15 protein-coding genes are annotated in these 16063 nt (G+C 70.2%); 13 read left to right on the forward strand and 2 right to left on the reverse strand.

Translation table 11 applies throughout. The features are described 5' to 3' along the window. The first annotated feature begins 16 nt into the window (after positions 1-16). Genes FKO37_RS28505 through FKO37_RS28515 form a run of 3 tightly spaced genes read left to right on the forward strand, consistent with a single transcriptional unit; the run spans position 17 to position 3025 of the window. Positions 17-1447: an MFS transporter gene (locus FKO37_RS28505; protein WP_238606485.1), complete on the forward strand. Its 1431-nt coding sequence runs from the start codon at positions 17-19 to the stop codon at positions 1445-1447. Next, a complete protein-coding gene (locus tag FKO37_RS28510) occupies positions 1444-2661 on the forward strand; it encodes an AI-2E family transporter (protein ID WP_238606486.1) in 1218 nt (405 codons plus the stop codon). Before FKO37_RS28505 ends, FKO37_RS28510 begins: the two co-directional genes overlap by 4 nt. After that, the gene (locus FKO37_RS28515; protein ID WP_037806296.1) at positions 2642-3025 is read left to right on the forward strand and encodes a hypothetical protein; all 384 of its coding nucleotides are present in this window, start codon (positions 2642-2644) and stop codon (positions 3023-3025) included. The genes FKO37_RS28510 and FKO37_RS28515 overlap by 20 nt, the downstream gene beginning before the upstream one ends. Here FKO37_RS28515 and FKO37_RS28520 read toward each other — a convergent pair. Next, positions 3022-3780 carry an IclR family transcriptional regulator gene (locus tag FKO37_RS28520; protein ID WP_037806297.1) on the reverse strand — a complete coding sequence of 253 codons (759 nt, stop codon included), beginning with the start codon at positions 3778-3780 and terminating at the stop codon, positions 3022-3024. The genes FKO37_RS28515 and FKO37_RS28520 overlap by 4 nt on opposite strands. Positions 3781-3846: 66 nt before the next feature. Between FKO37_RS28520 and FKO37_RS28525 the strand changes: the two genes are divergently transcribed. From FKO37_RS28525 to FKO37_RS28540, 4 genes are read left to right on the forward strand one after another with little or no spacing between them, the layout of a single operon-like run. Continuing rightward, positions 3847-4989 (forward strand): cupin domain-containing protein, encoded by a 1143-nt coding sequence (locus tag FKO37_RS28525; RefSeq protein ID WP_037806298.1) that lies wholly within the window; start codon positions 3847-3849, stop codon positions 4987-4989. Next, positions 4986-5816, forward strand: a complete 831-nt coding sequence (locus tag FKO37_RS28530) for a fumarylacetoacetate hydrolase family protein (RefSeq protein WP_134662830.1) — start codon at positions 4986-4988, stop codon at positions 5814-5816. Before FKO37_RS28525 ends, FKO37_RS28530 begins: the two co-directional genes overlap by 4 nt. Then, positions 5816-6418: a maleylpyruvate isomerase family mycothiol-dependent enzyme gene (locus FKO37_RS28535; protein ID WP_238606487.1), complete on the forward strand. Its 603-nt coding sequence runs from the start codon at positions 5816-5818 to the stop codon at positions 6416-6418. The genes FKO37_RS28530 and FKO37_RS28535 overlap by 1 nt, the downstream gene beginning before the upstream one ends. 9 nt (positions 6419-6427) lie before the next feature. Further along, positions 6428-7654, forward strand: a complete 1227-nt coding sequence (locus tag FKO37_RS28540; protein WP_238606488.1) for an FAD-dependent oxidoreductase — start codon at positions 6428-6430, stop codon at positions 7652-7654. A gap of 43 nt (positions 7655-7697) precedes the next feature. Here FKO37_RS28540 and FKO37_RS28545 read toward each other — a convergent pair whose 3' ends face one another. After that, the gene (locus tag FKO37_RS28545; RefSeq protein ID WP_063697846.1) at positions 7698-8489 is read right to left on the reverse strand and encodes an IclR family transcriptional regulator; all 792 of its coding nucleotides are present in this window, start codon (positions 8487-8489) and stop codon (positions 7698-7700) included. 183 nt (positions 8490-8672) lie between these two features. Between FKO37_RS28545 and FKO37_RS28550 the strand changes: the two genes are divergently transcribed. From FKO37_RS28550 to FKO37_RS28575, 6 genes are read left to right on the forward strand one after another with little or no spacing between them, the layout of a single operon-like run. Beyond that, positions 8673-10154, forward strand: coding sequence for an aldehyde dehydrogenase family protein (locus FKO37_RS28550; protein ID WP_238606489.1), 1482 nt, complete (start codon positions 8673-8675; stop codon positions 10152-10154). Between the two features lie 23 nt (positions 10155-10177). Further along, on the forward strand, positions 10178-12289 hold the full coding sequence (locus FKO37_RS28555) for a hydantoinase/oxoprolinase family protein (RefSeq protein ID WP_238606490.1): 2112 nt from the start codon (positions 10178-10180) through the stop codon (positions 12287-12289). Then, positions 12289-14262, forward strand: a complete 1974-nt coding sequence (locus FKO37_RS28560; RefSeq protein ID WP_238606491.1) for a hydantoinase B/oxoprolinase family protein — start codon at positions 12289-12291, stop codon at positions 14260-14262. The genes FKO37_RS28555 and FKO37_RS28560 overlap by 1 nt, the downstream gene beginning before the upstream one ends. Then, a complete protein-coding gene (locus FKO37_RS28565) occupies positions 14259-14543 on the forward strand; it encodes an acetone carboxylase subunit gamma (RefSeq protein WP_081685118.1) in 285 nt (94 codons plus the stop codon). The genes FKO37_RS28560 and FKO37_RS28565 overlap by 4 nt, the downstream gene beginning before the upstream one ends. Next, complete coding sequence (locus FKO37_RS28570) at positions 14540-15301, forward strand: SDR family NAD(P)-dependent oxidoreductase (protein WP_238606492.1); 762 nt, start codon at positions 14540-14542, stop codon at positions 15299-15301. The genes FKO37_RS28565 and FKO37_RS28570 overlap by 4 nt, the downstream gene beginning before the upstream one ends. Beyond that, positions 15298-15981 (forward strand): class II aldolase/adducin family protein, encoded by a 684-nt coding sequence (locus FKO37_RS28575; RefSeq protein WP_238606493.1) that lies wholly within the window; start codon positions 15298-15300, stop codon positions 15979-15981. Before FKO37_RS28570 ends, FKO37_RS28575 begins: the two co-directional genes overlap by 4 nt. Positions 15982-16063 lie beyond the last annotated feature (82 nt).

Raw genomic sequence — 16063 nt, forward strand, 5'->3', positions numbered from 1 at the left:
CCGCGAGGTGATCGACGTGGTGCGAACCGATGTGCCGGCGAGGATGGACCGGCTGCCTTGGTCGTCGTGGCATTGGCTGATGCTCGTCGGGCTGGGCACGGTGTGGATCCTCGACGGGCTCGAGGTGACCATCGTCAGCGCGCTGTCCGACCGGCTGACCGAACCCGGCAGCGGGCTCGTGCTGTCCGAGACCCAGGTCGGGCTCGCGACCTCGTGCTACGTCACCGGCGCGGTCTGCGGTTCGCTGGTTTTCGGGTATCTCACCGACCGCTGGGGCCGGAAACGCCTCTTCCTGCTGACCCTCGGCCTCTACCTCCTCGCCACCGTCCTGACCGCGTTTTCCTTCGCGCCATGGTGGTTCTTCCTCATGCGGTTCCTGACCGGCGCGGGCATCGGCGGCGAGTACGCGGCGATCAACTCCGCGATCGACGAACTCGTGCCCGCCCGCTGGCGCGCCACGGTGAGCCTCGCGGTCAACGGCTCGTACTGGTTCGGCGCGGCCGGCGGTGCGGCGCTCAGCCTGGTGCTGCTCGACGTCGGCCTGATCCCGGCGTGGCTCGGCTGGCGGCTGGCGTTCGGGCTGGGTGCGGTGCTCGGCCTGTTCATCCTCATTGTCCGCCGCACCGTGCCGGAAAGTCCGCGCTGGCTGTTCACGCATGGCCGTGCCGAGGAGGCCGACCGCGTCGTCACCGGCATTGAAGACCGCGTCCAGAAAGCGACCGGCGAACGGCTCGAACCGGTCGACGAAACCATCGAGGTCGAGGAGCGCACTCGCACCAGCCTGACCGAGGTCGCGGTGACGCTCGTGCGCAGTTACCCGAGACGGACGTTGCTCGGGCTCGCCCTCTTCGTCGGGCAGGCGTTCCTGTACAACGCCGTCTACTTCACCCAAGGCCTGGTACTGAGCCGGTTCTTCGGCGTTTCCAGCGGATCCGTCGGGCTCTACCTGGTGCCGCTCGCGGCGGGCAGTTTCGTCGGCCCGCTGGTGCTCGCCCGGTTCTTCGACTCGATCGGCCGCCGTCCGATGATCGTCACCAGCTACCTCGGCTCCGGCGTGCTGCTGGTCGGGACCGGGCTGCTGTTCCAAGCCGGAGTGCTCTCCGCGGTCACCCTGACGATCGCCTGGTGCGCGGTGTTCTTCCTGGCTTCGGCCGGAGCCAGCTCCGCGTACCTCACGGTGTCGGAGATCTTCCCGCTCGAAGTGCGTGCGCTGGCGATCGCGATCTTCTACTCCGTCGGCACCGGCCTCGGCGGGATCATCGGGCCGGTGCTGTTCGGCAGCCTGGTCGAAACCGGCGTCGTGGGAAACGTCGCTTTCGGCTACTACCTGGGCGCGGGCATGATGATCGCGGGCGGCCTTGCCGAGGCGGCGCTGGGGATCCGGGCTGAACGGCGCTCGCTCGAATCGATCGCCCAGCCGTTGTCGGCCAAGGCGGCGACGGGATGAACGCCCCGGCGCGCAAGATCGCGGGCGCGAACCGCCATCGACGCCGGGACGCCGCCGACGCGGTGCCGTGGTCGCTCCGGGTCGCGGCGGCGGCCAGCTGGCGGTTCCTGGTCGTCCTGACCATGCTCGGGGTCATCGCGTGGACGCTCGGCTACCTCGCGCAGGTCACCGTCCCGATCGGGATCGCGCTGCTCCTGTCGGCATTGTTCGCGCCGCTGGTGGAGCGGCTGGTGCGCTGGCACGTGCCGCGCGCGCTGGCGACGCTCGTCGCGATCGTCGTCGGGCTCGCCGTCCTCGGCGGGGTTCTCGCGCTGGTGATCACCACGGTCACCGCGAGCCTTCCGCAGCTGGGCGACCAGGTCGGAGCCAGTCTGGCGCGCATCAACAACTGGCTCCAGCACGGTCCGTTGCACCTGCCGCAGGTGCAGCAACTGCTCGACAAGGCGGTCAGCGCGATCCAGGGCAACACCGCCGAACTCACCGGCCGGGTGCTCTCCACCGCGGCGACCGTCGGCGGCGTGCTGACCGAGATGCTGCTGACGCTGTTCGTGCTCGTTTTCTTCCTGTACAGCGGCAATCAGGTGTGGCACTTCCTGCTGCGGATCGTGCCGGTCTCCCTTCGCGACGAAATCGACGTCGCCGGCCGCCGCGGGTTCGCCTCGCTGGTCAGCTACGTGCGCGCGACCGTCGCGGTGGCCTGCGTGGACGCGATCTGCATCGGCGTCGGCATCTGGCTGGTCGGCGTCCCGCTCGCGGTGCCGCTGGCGGCGCTGATCTTCATCGGCGCGTTCGTGCCGATCATCGGGGCGGTGGTGACCGGCGCGGTCGCCGTGCTGATCGCCCTGGTCGCCAACGGATTCGTCGCGGCGGGCATCGTGCTCGCGATCGTCGTCGCGGTGATGCAGCTCGAAAGCCATGTCCTGCAGCCCTTCCTGCTCGGCCGCGCGGTCCGGCTGCACCCGCTGGCCGTGGTGCTGGGCATCGCGCTCGGCCTCGAGGTCGCCGGGATCGTCGGGGCCCTGCTCGCGGTGCCGATCCTCGCCGTCGCCAAGGCCGCGTTCGGGTCCCTGCTGCGCGACCCGCATCTGGACCCGGTCGGCATCGACCCGCTGCAGCCGGCCAACGCGCGCACGACCGGACGATCAAGGGTTTCGGCCGTGCGGAGGCGGGTAACCGCACGTCGGAGGGACTCTGATGACGAGCTTGATCACTGACAGCGCAGACGGCACGGCACCGCGGCGAGGACCTCTCGAACGCGGGTTTCCGCTACCCCGGTCCGCACCGCCGACGGTTTCCTCGACGCTGCACCGGCTTTCCTCGATGGCGTCCTTGCGCGCGTGGGAACAACGCTCGACGCCCGCCCTGATGCACCAGGCGATCCTGGACGGCGTGAACGCTCGCCATGCCGCCGAAGCAGCGCACTTGAGCGTCGAGGAAGCACACGTGCGGTGGGGCGATTGGGCGGCGAAACAGCTGGCCCCGCAGCGTCCCGGGGTCGCGGCAGAGCTGCCGGTGCAGCAATTCCTCAACGTGCACGCGGCTTTCGCGGCGGCACTCGCCGGAGAAGACGCGCGTTAACCGCGCAGGTCCGCCTCCAGCGCCGCCGCCGTCGCACGCAGCGACGCCACCAGCGTCGGCAGCTGATCCTTCCGGTACCGCACGCTCGGCATCGACACCGACAGCCCGGCGACGACCACCCCGTCCGCTCCGTGCACCGGCACGCCGACCGCGACCACTCCCCGTTCCGACCGGCCCTGGTTCAGCGCGAAGCCGCTGCGCCGCACACGCGCCAGGTCAGCCCGCAATTCCACCGGGTCCGGCCGCTCGCCAGGCTTGTCGACCGCGTAGAGCTCCTCCACCTGGTCCGGCGGCAGCTCGGCGAGCAGCAGCAGACCGGCCGTCGTCTGATGTACCGGGAAAACCATCCCTTCGCGTGAACCTACCCGCAGCGCCTGCGAGCATTCGACGCTCGCGATGAACCGGGCCGTGTCCCCGGTCCGGACGGTCAGGTTCACCGACTCGTCCAGCAGGTCCACCAGGCGCCGCAGGTGCGGAAGCGCCGCCGCGCGCAGCTTCGACGCGGCCGACTGCGAGTGCGCGGCCAGTTCCAGGACCGGGCCGACCCGGTAGGCGCGGTTGGCGTCCTGAACGGCGAAATCGCGGTAGACGAGCATCGCCAGCAACCGGTGCGCGGTCGAGGGCGCGACGCCGATCCGCTCGGCCACCTCGGAGACCGTCAACGGGCCTTCGAGCTGCAGCATCGCTGCGATCCGCAGGGCGTTGTCGACGCTCGCCACCGCGTACGGCGGCGGTGCCTTGAACCGTTTGTCCATCGGGGCTGCCTTTCCGCACACCAGAATCCCGTTTTCCGCAGAACGGGACAGGCCCACCATAACCCCATGACCAGCACTCCAGCGCGAACTCCCGTTCAGCTCGCCGCGGTCGACGCACCGGACCAGCCCGCGGTCACGCCCGCGCTGCGGGACCTCTACCGCGGCTTCGAACAGGAACTGCTCGTTCCGTTGTGGACGGAGATCGGCGACCTGATGCCCGCGCACCCGCGCTCGCGGGCGGTGCCGCACCGGTGGCAGTGGGCGAACCTGCTCCGGCTCGCCGAGCAGGCGGGCGAGATCGTGCCGGTCGGGCGCGGCGGCGAACGGCGCGCGATCGCGCTCGCCAACCCCGGGCTCGGCGGCCGTCCGTTCGCGACTCCGACGCTGTGGGCGGCGATCCAGTACCTGATGCCCGGCGAGGACGCGCCCGAGCACCGGCACACGCAGAACGCGTTCCGGTTCGTCGTCGAGGGCTCGGGCGTGTGGACGGTCGTCGGCGGTGACGCGGTTCCGATGCGCCGAGGCGATTTCCTCCCGCAGGCGGGCTGGAACTGGCACGCGCACCACAACGCCACCCGCGAGCCGATGGCCTGGCTCGACGGCCTCGACATCCCGTTCCAGTACGGCATCGACGCGCAGTTCTTCGAGTTCGGCCGCGAAGCGATCAGCGACGACGAGCGGATCTCCCCCGAACGGTCCCGTTCCGAACGGCTGTGGGCGCACCCGGGCCTGCGGCCGCTGTCCGTCGGCTCGGTCGCGCCGGGTTCGCCGTTGCTGGCGTACAAGTGGGAGCACACCGACGCCGCCCTGCGGGACCAGCTGCAACTGGAGAAAGAGGGCTACGGCGGAACAGTCGAGCCGGGTCACGCGGCGGTGCGGTTTTCCAACCCGCACAACGGTTCCGACGTCCTGCCGACCGTCCGCGCCGAGTTCCACCGCGTGGCGCGCGGCACCGAGACCGCGCCCGTGCGGGAGACCGGCTCGTCGGTCTGCCAGGTGTTCGACGGCTCCGGCACGGTGACCGTCGGCGACATCACCTGGGCAGTTTCGCGCGGGGACCTGTTCGTCGTCCCGTCGTGGCAGCCGTTCTCCGTGAAGTCGGAGGCCGGTGCCACCGATTCCGACTCCGGCGCCCTTGATCTGTTCCGTTTCTCGGACGCGCCCGTCTTCGAGGCGCTCCACCTCGACCGTCAGGAGACCCTCCGATGAAGCTCGCCACCCTCCGCGTCGACGGCGGCACGCGCGCCGTCCGCCTCGACGGAGACGTCCTGGTCGACCTCGGCTCCCCCGATCTCGGCGCGCTTTTCGCCCAGGACGGCTGGGAAACGCACGCCGCCCAGGCGACCGGCCGGACCTGGCCCGCCGAGGGTGCGGATCTCGCCCCGGTCGTGCCGCGTCCGTCCAAAGTGGTCTGCGTCGGGCACAACTACACCAACCACATCAAGGAAATGGGCCGTGAGCTGCCCGCGTACCCGACGCTGTTCCCCAAGTTCGCCGACACCCTGACCGGCCCGGCCGACCCGATCGTCAAGCCGCCCGAGACCGACGCGCTCGACTGGGAGGTCGAACTCGTCGTCGTGGTCGGCAGGACCGTGCGGCGCGCGAGCGAGGACGAGGCCGCGGCGGCGATCGCCGGGTTCACCGTCATGAACGACGTCTCGGTCCGCGACTGGCAGTTCCGCACCATCGAGTGGACGCAGGGCAAGATCTGGCAGTCCTCGACGCCGGTCGGCCCGTACGTCGTCACGCCGGACGAGGTCGGCGGCGTCCGGCCCGCGCTCGAGGTGAAGACCACAGTGGACGGTCGCGTCATGCAGCAGGACGACACCGGCACGCTGCTGTTCGACCCGGTGCACCTGGTGCAGTACATCTCCACGATCGTCCAGCTCAACCCCGGCGACCTGATCGCGACCGGCACGCCCGCCGGGGTCGGCCACGCCCGCGATCCGAAGATCTACCTGACCGGCGGCGAAACCGTCGTCACCGAGGTCGCCGGGATCGGCGCGTGCGTGAACCAGATCGTGAAGGAATCCTGATGGCACCCGGCGACGCGCGGAACTGGGTCTCGTTCGGGACCGAGCTTTTCCTCACCCACGCGAAAGACCTGTCCGGACCGAGCGCGCTCCCCCGGTGGTCCCGCAAGCACCTCGCCGCGCACGTCGCGGCCAACGCGGACGCCCTCGGCAACCTCGTGCACTGGGCGCGGACCGGCGAGCGCACCCCGATGTACGCCTCGTCGGACCAGCGGAACGCCGATATCGAAGCGGGCTCGCAGCGGTCCGAAGCCCAGCTCACGTCGTGGCTGCGGGATTCGGCGCGCTCGCTGGAATCCGCGATGGCCGAGCTGACTCCGGAGCAGTGGCAGGCCGAGGTGGTCACCGCGCAGGGCCGGACGGTTCCCGCCACCGAAATCCCGTGGCTGCGGGCCCGCGAGGTGTGCGTGCACGCGGTCGACCTCGGCACCGGACTGGCGTTCGACGACCTGCCGGAGGCGTTCCTGTCCGCCCTCGTCGCCGAAATCCAGGCCAAACGCGGTCTCGACGCGCTGCCGGACGGTCCGCTGCCCGACGTCGCGGCGTACCTGGCCGGGCGGCCGCATTCGCTGACCGGGGTCCCCGACCTCGGCCCCTGGTTGTGAGGAGATCCCATGGACACCCCTGACGTGCTCGTCGTCGGCGGCGGGATCGGCGGGCTGAGCACCGCGTTCGCGCTGTCCCGGCTGGGCCTGCGGGTCCGGGTGCTGGAGCAGGCGAAGGAATTCGGCGAGGTCGGAGCCGGCATCCAGCTCGCGCCCAACTGCACCCGGATCCTCGACGCCTACGGCCTGCTGGACACCGCGAAGGCGCGCGGCGTCGTCCCGGACCGGATGGTCATGCGCGACGCCGTCGACGGCCGCGACCTGACCGCGCTCGACCTGCGCGACCTCGAACGCCGCTACGGCTTCCCGTACCTGGTCATCCACCGCAGCGACCTGCACCGGCTGTTCCTCGACGCCTGCCGCGACGCGGGCGTCGAACTCCTCACCGAGCAACGGATCGTCTCGTATACGCCGGACCCCGCGACCGCGGTGACCGACGACGGCACCGTGCACACCGCGCCGGTCGTGATCGCCGCTGACGGCCTGCACTCCGTCGCCCGGAAGCATTTCGCGGACGACCAGCCCGTCTCGTCGGCGTACGTCGCTTATCGCGGCACCGTGCCGATCGCCGAGGTCGGCCGTCCGGTCGATCTGTCCGAGGTCGTGGTGTACGTCGGGCCGCGATGCCACTTTGTCCACTATGGACTTCGCGGCGGTGATTTGCTCAATCAGGTAGCCGTTTTCGAGTCCCCGAAGGCGGTGGCGGGCCTCGACGACTGGGGCACGCCGGACGAGCTGGACACCGCCTTCGCCGCCACGTGCGACGAGGTGCAGGCCGGGATCCCGCGGATGTGGCGGGACAAGTGGTGGCGGATGTACGACCGCAACCCGATCTCCACCTGGGTCGACGGCCGCCTCGCCCTGCTCGGCGACGCTGCGCACCCGCCCCTGCAGTACCTGGCCCAGGGCGCGATCATGGCCATCGAGGACGGCTGGGTCCTGGCCGAGCACATGAAGCGGCTGGGAGATTGGGACAGTGCACTAGCCGCGTACGAGGCGGTCCGGACGGAACATTGCCGCCGGGTCGTGCTGACCGCCCGGGCCTGGGGAAACCTGTGGCATCTGGACGGTGTCGCGCGGGAGCGGCGCAACACTTTGCTGCGGGCCCGCGCGGCGGACGATTACGCGTTCACTGACTGGCTCTACGGGCCGACAGCCCTGTTCCCCGAGGACGAACCAGCGATGTTCGAGCCGGTCCCACTGTCCAGCGCGGACAAACTGACGGCCACCCGATGACCACGACCGGCGGTGAACAACCCGTTCACCGCCGGTTTTTCGTTCAGACCAGCTTCTCCGCCAGCCGTCGGCACCCCTCCACCAGCGCGACCGCGTGCTCGTCCCGCTGGGCTTTCGTCATCCGCCCGGTCGGCGCCGCGACGCTCAATCCGCCCAGCAGCGGACCGTCCGGACGGGCCACCGCGCAGCCGATCGAGCTGACGCCGTCCTCGCTCTCGCCGGCGTTGAGCGCGTAGCCGCGCCGCCGGATCCGTTCGATCTCGGCCAGCAGCGCGCTGCGGCTCGTCATGGTCTTCGTGGTGACCTGGCCCAGGACGTCGTCCGGGTAGCGCTGGGCGATCTGGTCGTCGGGCAGGTGCGCGAGCATCGCTTTGCCCAAGCTCGTCGCGTGCGCCGGAAGCGTGCGGCCGACACGGCCGGACACCCGCAGCGCCCGGTCGCTCTCGATCACGTCGAGGAAGCGGACCTGATTGCCCTCCAGGGAACCGAGGTGCACGGTCTCGCCGGTGGTTTCGGACAGCCACTGCAGCACCGGCCGCGCGACCGCCCGCAGGTCCATCTGGTTCACCACCGACAGTCCGATTTCGACCAGCGCGGGCCCGGCGCGGTAGACGCGGCTGGCCGGGTCCTGGTCGACGAACCCGTGGTGGACGAGCATCGCCATCAGCCGGTGCGCGGTCGACTGCCCGACCCCCAGCGCGTCCCTCGCGTCGGACAGCCGCAGCTCCCGCGTGGCGCTGAACATCCGCAGCAGCCGCAGCGCGCGGTCGACGGATTCGATCGGGTACTGGGGCGCGGGCCGCGCGGGACCGGCTTCGGCAGCGGATGTCTGCATAGCAGACATGGTATCTGGACCAGGGAGTTTGCGGGTGCTTCCGGGGAGAAAACTTGGCACGATTTCTGGATAACAGAATCAGAGTCCGCAGGCTAGACTTCGGGCCGGGTCGCGGGGTTAGCATGAACCGACGGCACGCGGGGCTCCAGGTCCCCGCGGGACTCAGGAAGCGCAGGAGCGACGATGCTCGAAGCACATTCCGGCCCGGAAATCCCGACCCGGGTCGCCGAACTTCTCGACCGCGAGTGGCGCCTGCTCATCGACGGCAAACTCGTCCCGGCGCGGTCCGGCGCCACCTTCTCCCGGGTGTCCCCTTACACGGGCACGGTGATCGCCGAGGTCCCCGACGCGGGGCCCGACGACGTCGACGAAGCGGTGCGCGCGGCGGCCGACGCGAGGGCGGTCTGGCGGGACACCCTGCCGGTCGAGCGGGCGAAGCTGGTCGCGGAACTGGCCGACGCGATCGAACGCCACGGCGAGGAATTGGCCCTGCTCGACACCGTGGACGCCGGTTCGCCGATCTCGAACTCGCGCGTCGACGTCGGCGTGACGGTGGCGCAGCTGCGCATGTTCGCCGGGCAGGCGCTGGAGCTGAAGGGCACGACGGTGCCCGCCAGCACGGCACTGCACGTAACCACGCGCGAACCGGTCGGCGTGGTCGCGCGGATCGTGCCCTACAACCATCCGCTGATGTTCGCGGGCAAGATCGCCGCGCCGCTGGTCGCGGGCAACCCGACGATCCTCAAGCCGCCGGAGGCCGCGCCGTTGTCCGCGCTGCGGCTGGCCGAGCTGGCGAAGGACATCTTCCCGCCCGGCGTGCTCTCGGTGCTCGTCGGCGACGGGCCGGCGGTGCCGGACGCGCTGGTGCGGCACCGGCACGTGCGGCGGATCGGGTTCATCGGGTCCGAACCCACCGGACGCGCCATCCAGCGCGCGGCGGCGGAGAGCGGCGTCAAGGACGTCAGCCTCGAACTCGGCGGCAAGAACGCCATGGTGGTGTTCCCCGACGCCGACCTCGAAGCGGCGGCCGCCGGAGCCGTGTTCGGCATGAACTTCACCTGGTCCGGACAGTCCTGCGGGTCGAACTCGCGGCTGCTGGTCCACCAGGACGTCCACGACGCGCTCGTCGCCCGCGTGGTCGAGCTGATCGAAGCGCGCCGCATCGGCGATCCGTTCGACGAGCGCACCGAACAGGGCACGATGATCAACCGGGCGCAGTACGAGAAGTCGTTGTCCTACATCGACATCGCGGTGTCCGAAGGCGCGAAGGTCGCCACCGGCGGCGGCCGCCCGGCAGGCGTCGGCCAAGGCTTGTTCGTCGCTCCGACGGTGTTCACCGGAGTGCGCCCGGACATGCGGATCGCCCGCGAGGAGGTGTTCGGGCCGCTGCTGTCGGTCATCCCGTTCGCCGACGAGGCCGAAGCGGTCCGCATCGCCAACAGCGTCGACTACGGGCTGACCGCGAGCGTCTGGACCTCCGACGTCACCCGGGCGCACCGCGTCGCCCGCGCGTTCGAGGCCGGGTTCGTCTGGATCAACGGCTCGTCCCGGCACTTCCCCAACGTGCCGTTCGGCGGCGTCAAGGGATCCGGCGTCGGCCGCGAGGAAAGCCTCGAAGAACTCCTCAGCTACACCGAAACCAAGTCCATCAACGTCATGTTCTGACCATCGAAGGCAAAGGGGCCCTCATGGCGTACGTCATCGGCATCGACACCGGCGGAACGTTCACCGACGCCTTCGTCGCCGACCAGCACAACCGGCTCGCCGCCGCCAAAACCCCGTCCACTCCCCCGGATTTCGCGACCGGCTTCCTCACCGCGATCGACGAGCTCGCCGCGGAACTCGGCATCCCGGTCCGCGAACTGCTCGCCAACACCGATTACGTCGTGCACGGCACCACTTCCACGCTGAACGCACTCGTGACCGGGGACGTCGCGCAGGTCGGCTTCCTCACCACCCGCGGGCACGCGGACTCGATCAGCATCATGAACCTCGAAGGCCGCTACGCCGGTCTCGGCAGCGACGACATCCAGCACATGGCCCGCACCGCGAAGCCCGCGTCCCTGGTGCCCCGGCACCGGATCCGCGAGATCGACGAGCGCGTGGACTACCAGGGCCGCGTCGTCGTCCCGCTCGACGAGGACGGCGTCCGGACCGCGGTCCGCGAACTGCTCGCCGACGGCGCCGAGGCGATCGCGGTGTCGTTCCTGTGGTCGTTCCGCAATTCCGCGCACGAGCAGCGGGTGCGCGAGATCGTGCAGGCGGAAGCGCCGGAGGTGTACGTGGCGCTGTCCAGCGAGGTCAGCCCGCGCATCCGGGAGTACCCGCGCAACGTCACCACGATCATGAACACGCAGGTCGGCCCGCGGCTGGGCAGCTACCTGCGGCCGCTCGAAGCCGAACTGCGGGAGCGCGGGCTCACCGGCGCGCTGCTGGTGATGCAGGGCTCCGGCGGCTGCGTCACCGCCGCGGACGCACCGGCGCACGCGATCACCACCATCGGTTCGGTGCTCACCGGCGGGGTCGTCGGCTGCACCCGGATGGCCGCGTCGCTCGGCCACGACAAGGTCATCTCGACCGACATGGGCGGCACGACCTTCCTGGTCGGCCTGGTCGTCGACGGCAAACCAGTGACCACCACGAGCACTATCCTCAACCAGTACACGATCAGCACGCCGATGGTCGACGTGCACACCATCGGAGCCGGCGGCGGTGCGATCGCCTGGGTCGACCCGGGCGGCAACCTCCGCGTCGGGCCGCGCAGCGCGGGCGCCCGTCCCGGACCGGCCTGTTACGGCGAGGGCGGCTGGGAGCCGACGGTCACCGACGCCGACCTCGTCCTCGGCATCATCAACCCGGACAACTTCCTGGGCGGGCGCAAGAAACTGGACGTCCAGCTGTCCCGGGACGCCATCGACAAGGTGGTCGCGACCCCGCTCGGCATGTCCGTCGAGGACGCGGCCGCGGCGATCTACGCGATCCAGAACGCCCAGACCGCCGACCTCGTCCGCAAGGTCGTGGTCAACTCCGGCCAGGACCCGCGCGACTTCACCCTCTACGCGTTCGGCGGCGCGGGCCCGATGCACTGCGCGAGCTACTCGTCCGACCTCGGCGTCAAGGAGGTCGTGGTCCCGCTCGGCTCCACCGCGGCGGTCTTCTCCGCCTACGGCCTCGCCGCCTCGGACATCGTGCTGACCGCCGAACAGTCGCAGCCGGTCGCGATGCCGGTGCCGGCCGAGACCGCGAACGAGGTGTTCACCGGTCTGGAACGGGAACTGGAACGCCGGTTGGCCGAACAGGGCCTCACCTTCTCCGCGATCAGCTACGAACGCGAAGCCGACATCCGCTACACCATGCAACTCGCGGAGGTCGCGACCCCGGTACCCGGCGGCGAGCTGACCGACGAGTCGGTGGAGCAGCTCGGCCGCGACTTCGAAGCGAGCTACGAAGCGTTGTACGGCAAGGGATCCGGTTTCCCCGACGCAGGCCTGCAGCTGATCACCTACCGCGTCCGCGCGACCGGGATCCTGCAGATCCAGCCGGAACTGCCCGAACACGGCACCCTGCCCGGCAAGCCCGCCACGAGCGGCGAACGGGAAGTCCTGCTCGACGTCCGCACCGGACGCCAGCCCGCCGCGATCTACGACTACCGCGCGCTCGGCGCCGGCCACGAGATCGAAGGCCCCGCCGTCGTCGAAGCGCCGACCACCACCGTCGCCCTCCCGCCGGGCACTCAGGCCACTGTGGACCGTCTCGGCAACCTCGTGATCCGTTTCCCCGAACGGAAGGAACACTCCTGATGGCTGTCATCCCCGTCGCCGGATCCGAGCGATTCGTCCAGTCCGGCGCTCCCCTCGACCCGGAAGCCCGGTTCGGCGACCTGAAGCTCCACCGCGTCGACTCCACCGACGTCGACGCCCTCACTTACGAGGTCGTCCGCCACCGGCTGGTCGCCATCACCGACGACATGGGCGACGCGATCAAGCGCATGTCCGGCTCGGTCGTCGTGACCGACTGCAACGACTTCGGCGCGGGCATCATGGACGAGACCGGCGAAACCGTGCAGGTCGGGCTGTACAACATGCAGCTCGGGTCCGCTTTGGACATGGCGGTGCGCTGGACGCTCGAGCATCGCGCCGAGAACCCGGGAATCGCGCCGGGCGACCAGTTCCTCCTGAACGACCCGTGGATCGGCGGCGGGCTGCACCAGAACGACGTCACCGTCCTCGCCCCGCTGTTCTACGACGGCCAGCTGTTCTGCTGGACCGGCGCGGTCGCGCACCAGGTCGACCTCGGCGGCGTGTCGCCGGGCAGCTGGTCGGTCGAGGGGCACGACGTGTTCTGGGAGGCGCTGCCGATCCCGCCGGTGAAGATCGTCGAAGGCGGCACGCTGCGCTCGGACATGGAGGACATGTACCTGCGGCGGTCCCGCGTGCCGAGGCTGGTCGGGCTGGACCTGCGGGCGAAGATCGGCGCGAACAACGTCGCGCAGGACCGGCTCACCGCGCTCATCGACAAGTACGGCCCGGACACCGTCAAGGCCGTGATGAAGAAGATGATGGGCGACGCGGAAGCCCAGCTGCGCACCAAGCTGCGGGCGCTGCCGGACGGAACGTGGTCGGCGGTCGCGCACCAGGACGGCGCGCGGGCGGGCGACCGGGACATCCACAAGATCGTCGTCGCGATGTCCAAACAGGACGACACCCTGACGTTCGATTTCACCGGCACCGACCCGCAGGTCGACGGGATCATCAACTGCACACTCGCCGGGCTGCGCGGCGGCATCCTGCCGATCCTGCTGACCATGCTGTGCCCGGACATCTCCTGGTCGCCGGGCGGGATCTACCGGTGCGTCGAGATCGTCAGCGAACCCGGGACGATCAACAACTGCACCTTCCCCGCGGGCATCGGGAAGGCGTCGGTCAACTCGGCCTGGTCCACGCAGAACGCGGTCTCCGAAACCGTCGCGCAAATGCTGAGCACGCACGCCGAACTCAGCCGGTCGGCGATGAGCGTCTGCTGCGGCACCTGGGATCTCACCCTGCTGGCCGGCGTCGACCAGCGCGGCGGCGGCTTCGCCACGATGCTGTGCGACGCGATGTCCGGCGGCCTCGGCGCGAAGGTGGACGGCGACGGCGTCGACACCGGCGGCGAGAACTGCATTCCGATGGGCCGCATCGCCGACATCGAGATCAACGAGTTCAGCTTCCCGATGCTTTACCTGTGGCGGCGCGAAGAGGTCGATTCCGGCGGACCGGGCCGGTGGCGCGGCGGCGTCGGAGCGTCGAGCTGCTTCATCCCCTACGACTCCCCCACGCGCAGCGTGCACCTCGTCGTCTCCGCGAACGGCAAGGCGGTCCCGCAGGCTCCCGGCATTTCCGGCGGCTATCCCGCGGCCACGCAATGGGACGTCCTCGTCCGCGACACCACCGTCCGCGACCAGCTCTCGAACGGCCGGATCCCGCAGACGATCGACGACCTGCGCGGCCGCGCGGACACCCTCCCGCCGCACCTGGAAACCGACCTCGCCGAAGCGGACGTCTACTTCACCCATTGGCAAGGCGGCGGCGGAATCGGCGACCCGTTGCACCGTGAACCCGAACGCGTCGCCGCCGACGTCCGCGACGGCAAGGTGTCCGCGATCGCCGCTCTCGACGTCTACGGCGTCGTCCTGGCCGACGGCACACCCGACCTCGCGGCCACCGCGGCACACCGCGACCGGCTGCGGTACGAGCGCGCCGGGCTCACGCCGCCGGAAGGAGCGCACCAGTGAACCTCGACCTGAACCTCCGCGTGGACGACGCGACCGGCGCGGTCGTCTGCCGCCACTGCGCGGCGCGGATCGGCGACACCACCGCCGAACCGATGGCGCACGCGCTGCGCCACGAACGCCCCTCGACCGAAGCCGGACCGGGCGTCCACGCCGATCCCGCCGCGTTCGTCGACCGGGAAGTCCTGCTGCGCCAAGCGTTCTGCCCCGGCTGCCTGACGCTGCTGTCCACCGAGATCGTCCCGGACGGCGAACCCTCCTACCGAAGCTGGAGCCTGACATGACCCTCAACGGACTCGCCGGAAAGGTCGTCGTCGTGACCGGCGCGGCCCAAGGCATCGGCGCGGCTTACGCCCGCCGGCTGGTCTCCGAAGGCGCGACCGTGGTGCTCGCCGACCTCAACCTCGAGGGCGTCCAAGCCACCGCCGCTTCCTTCGACGGTCCCGGCAAAGCCAGCGCGTACGCCCTCGACGTCTCCAGCCGCACCAGCTGCACCGAGTTCGCCGCGCAGCTCACCGAGGCGCACGGGCGGGTCGACGGCCTGATCAACAACGCCGCGATCTTCTCCACCATCAAGATGAAGCCGTTCTGGGAGATCACCGACGAGGAGTGGGACCGTCTGATGGCGGTCAACCTGCGCGGCCCGTGGCTGCTCGTGTCGGCGCTGCTCCCGCTGCTCCAGGCTTCGCCGTCGGCAAGCGTCGTCAACATCGGCTCCGACGCGGTGCAACTCGGCCGCCCCGGGTACCTGCATTACGTCGCCAGCAAGGGCGGCGTGCACGGCATGACCTTCTCGATGGCACGGGAACTCGGCGAGTTCGGCATCCGGGTCAACACCCTGTCGCCGGGCCCGGTCTACACCGAAGTCGCGCGGGAAACCGTGACGCCCGAACAACGCGAGGCCATGCTGCGCGCCCAATCGCTGCACCGCCCCGCCGGGGCCGACGACATGACCGGGCTGGCCGCGTTCCTGCTCAGCGACGACGCCGGCTACCTGACCGGCCAGACCCTCAGCGTCAACGGCGGGCTGGTGCACCGATGAGCACGCAACAGGAACTCGTCGCGCTGTCGTCCCGGATCCTGGCCGCCGCCGGACAGGGCGACCTCATCTGGGGCCACGTCTCGTGCCGTGACGACGACGGCCGCGGCGTGTGGATCAAATCCGCGGAATGGGGCATGGAGGAGGTGACGCCGGAGCGGGTACAACTCGTGAACGCCGACGGCGAGGTCGTCTCCGGCACCGGGCCGCGGCACAGCGAATACCCGATCCACACCGAGGTCATCGCCGCGCGACCGGACGTCAACGCGGTGGTGCACACGCACGCCCCGCACGCCGTCGCCCTCGCCGCGACGGGACAGGAGCTGCGGCCGGTGAGCCATGCCGCGAACCTGTTCGTGCCGCCCGAAGTGCCGCGCTACACCGAGACCGCGGATCTGATCCTGACACCGGAATTGGGCAAGTCCCTGGCCGCGGAACTCGGCGATGCCCGGGCGGTATTCCTGGTGAACCACGGGATCGTCGCAGTCGGCGATTCGGTGGAAAGCGCGACTGTCGCCGCGGTGGTGCTGGAGCGGGCTTGTGAGCAGCAGTTGCTGACCCAGTCGTTCGGCGGATGGCCTAGCTGGTCGCCGCCGGAGGAGTCGCACGCGAAACGGGAACACATCTATCACCCGCGCGCGGTGCAGGCGGTGTGGGATTACTTGGTGCGGCAGCTGCCGTGAGGTCGTGAGTGGCGATGCCGGTTAGAACCGGCATCGCCACTCACGACACCCCCACCGAAAACCCCACTGTCCGCCCAGATTC

This window comes from Amycolatopsis sp. Poz14 (genome assembly GCF_006704225.1).
Classification (GTDB): Bacteria; Actinomycetota; Actinomycetes; order Mycobacteriales; family Pseudonocardiaceae; genus Amycolatopsis; species Amycolatopsis nivea.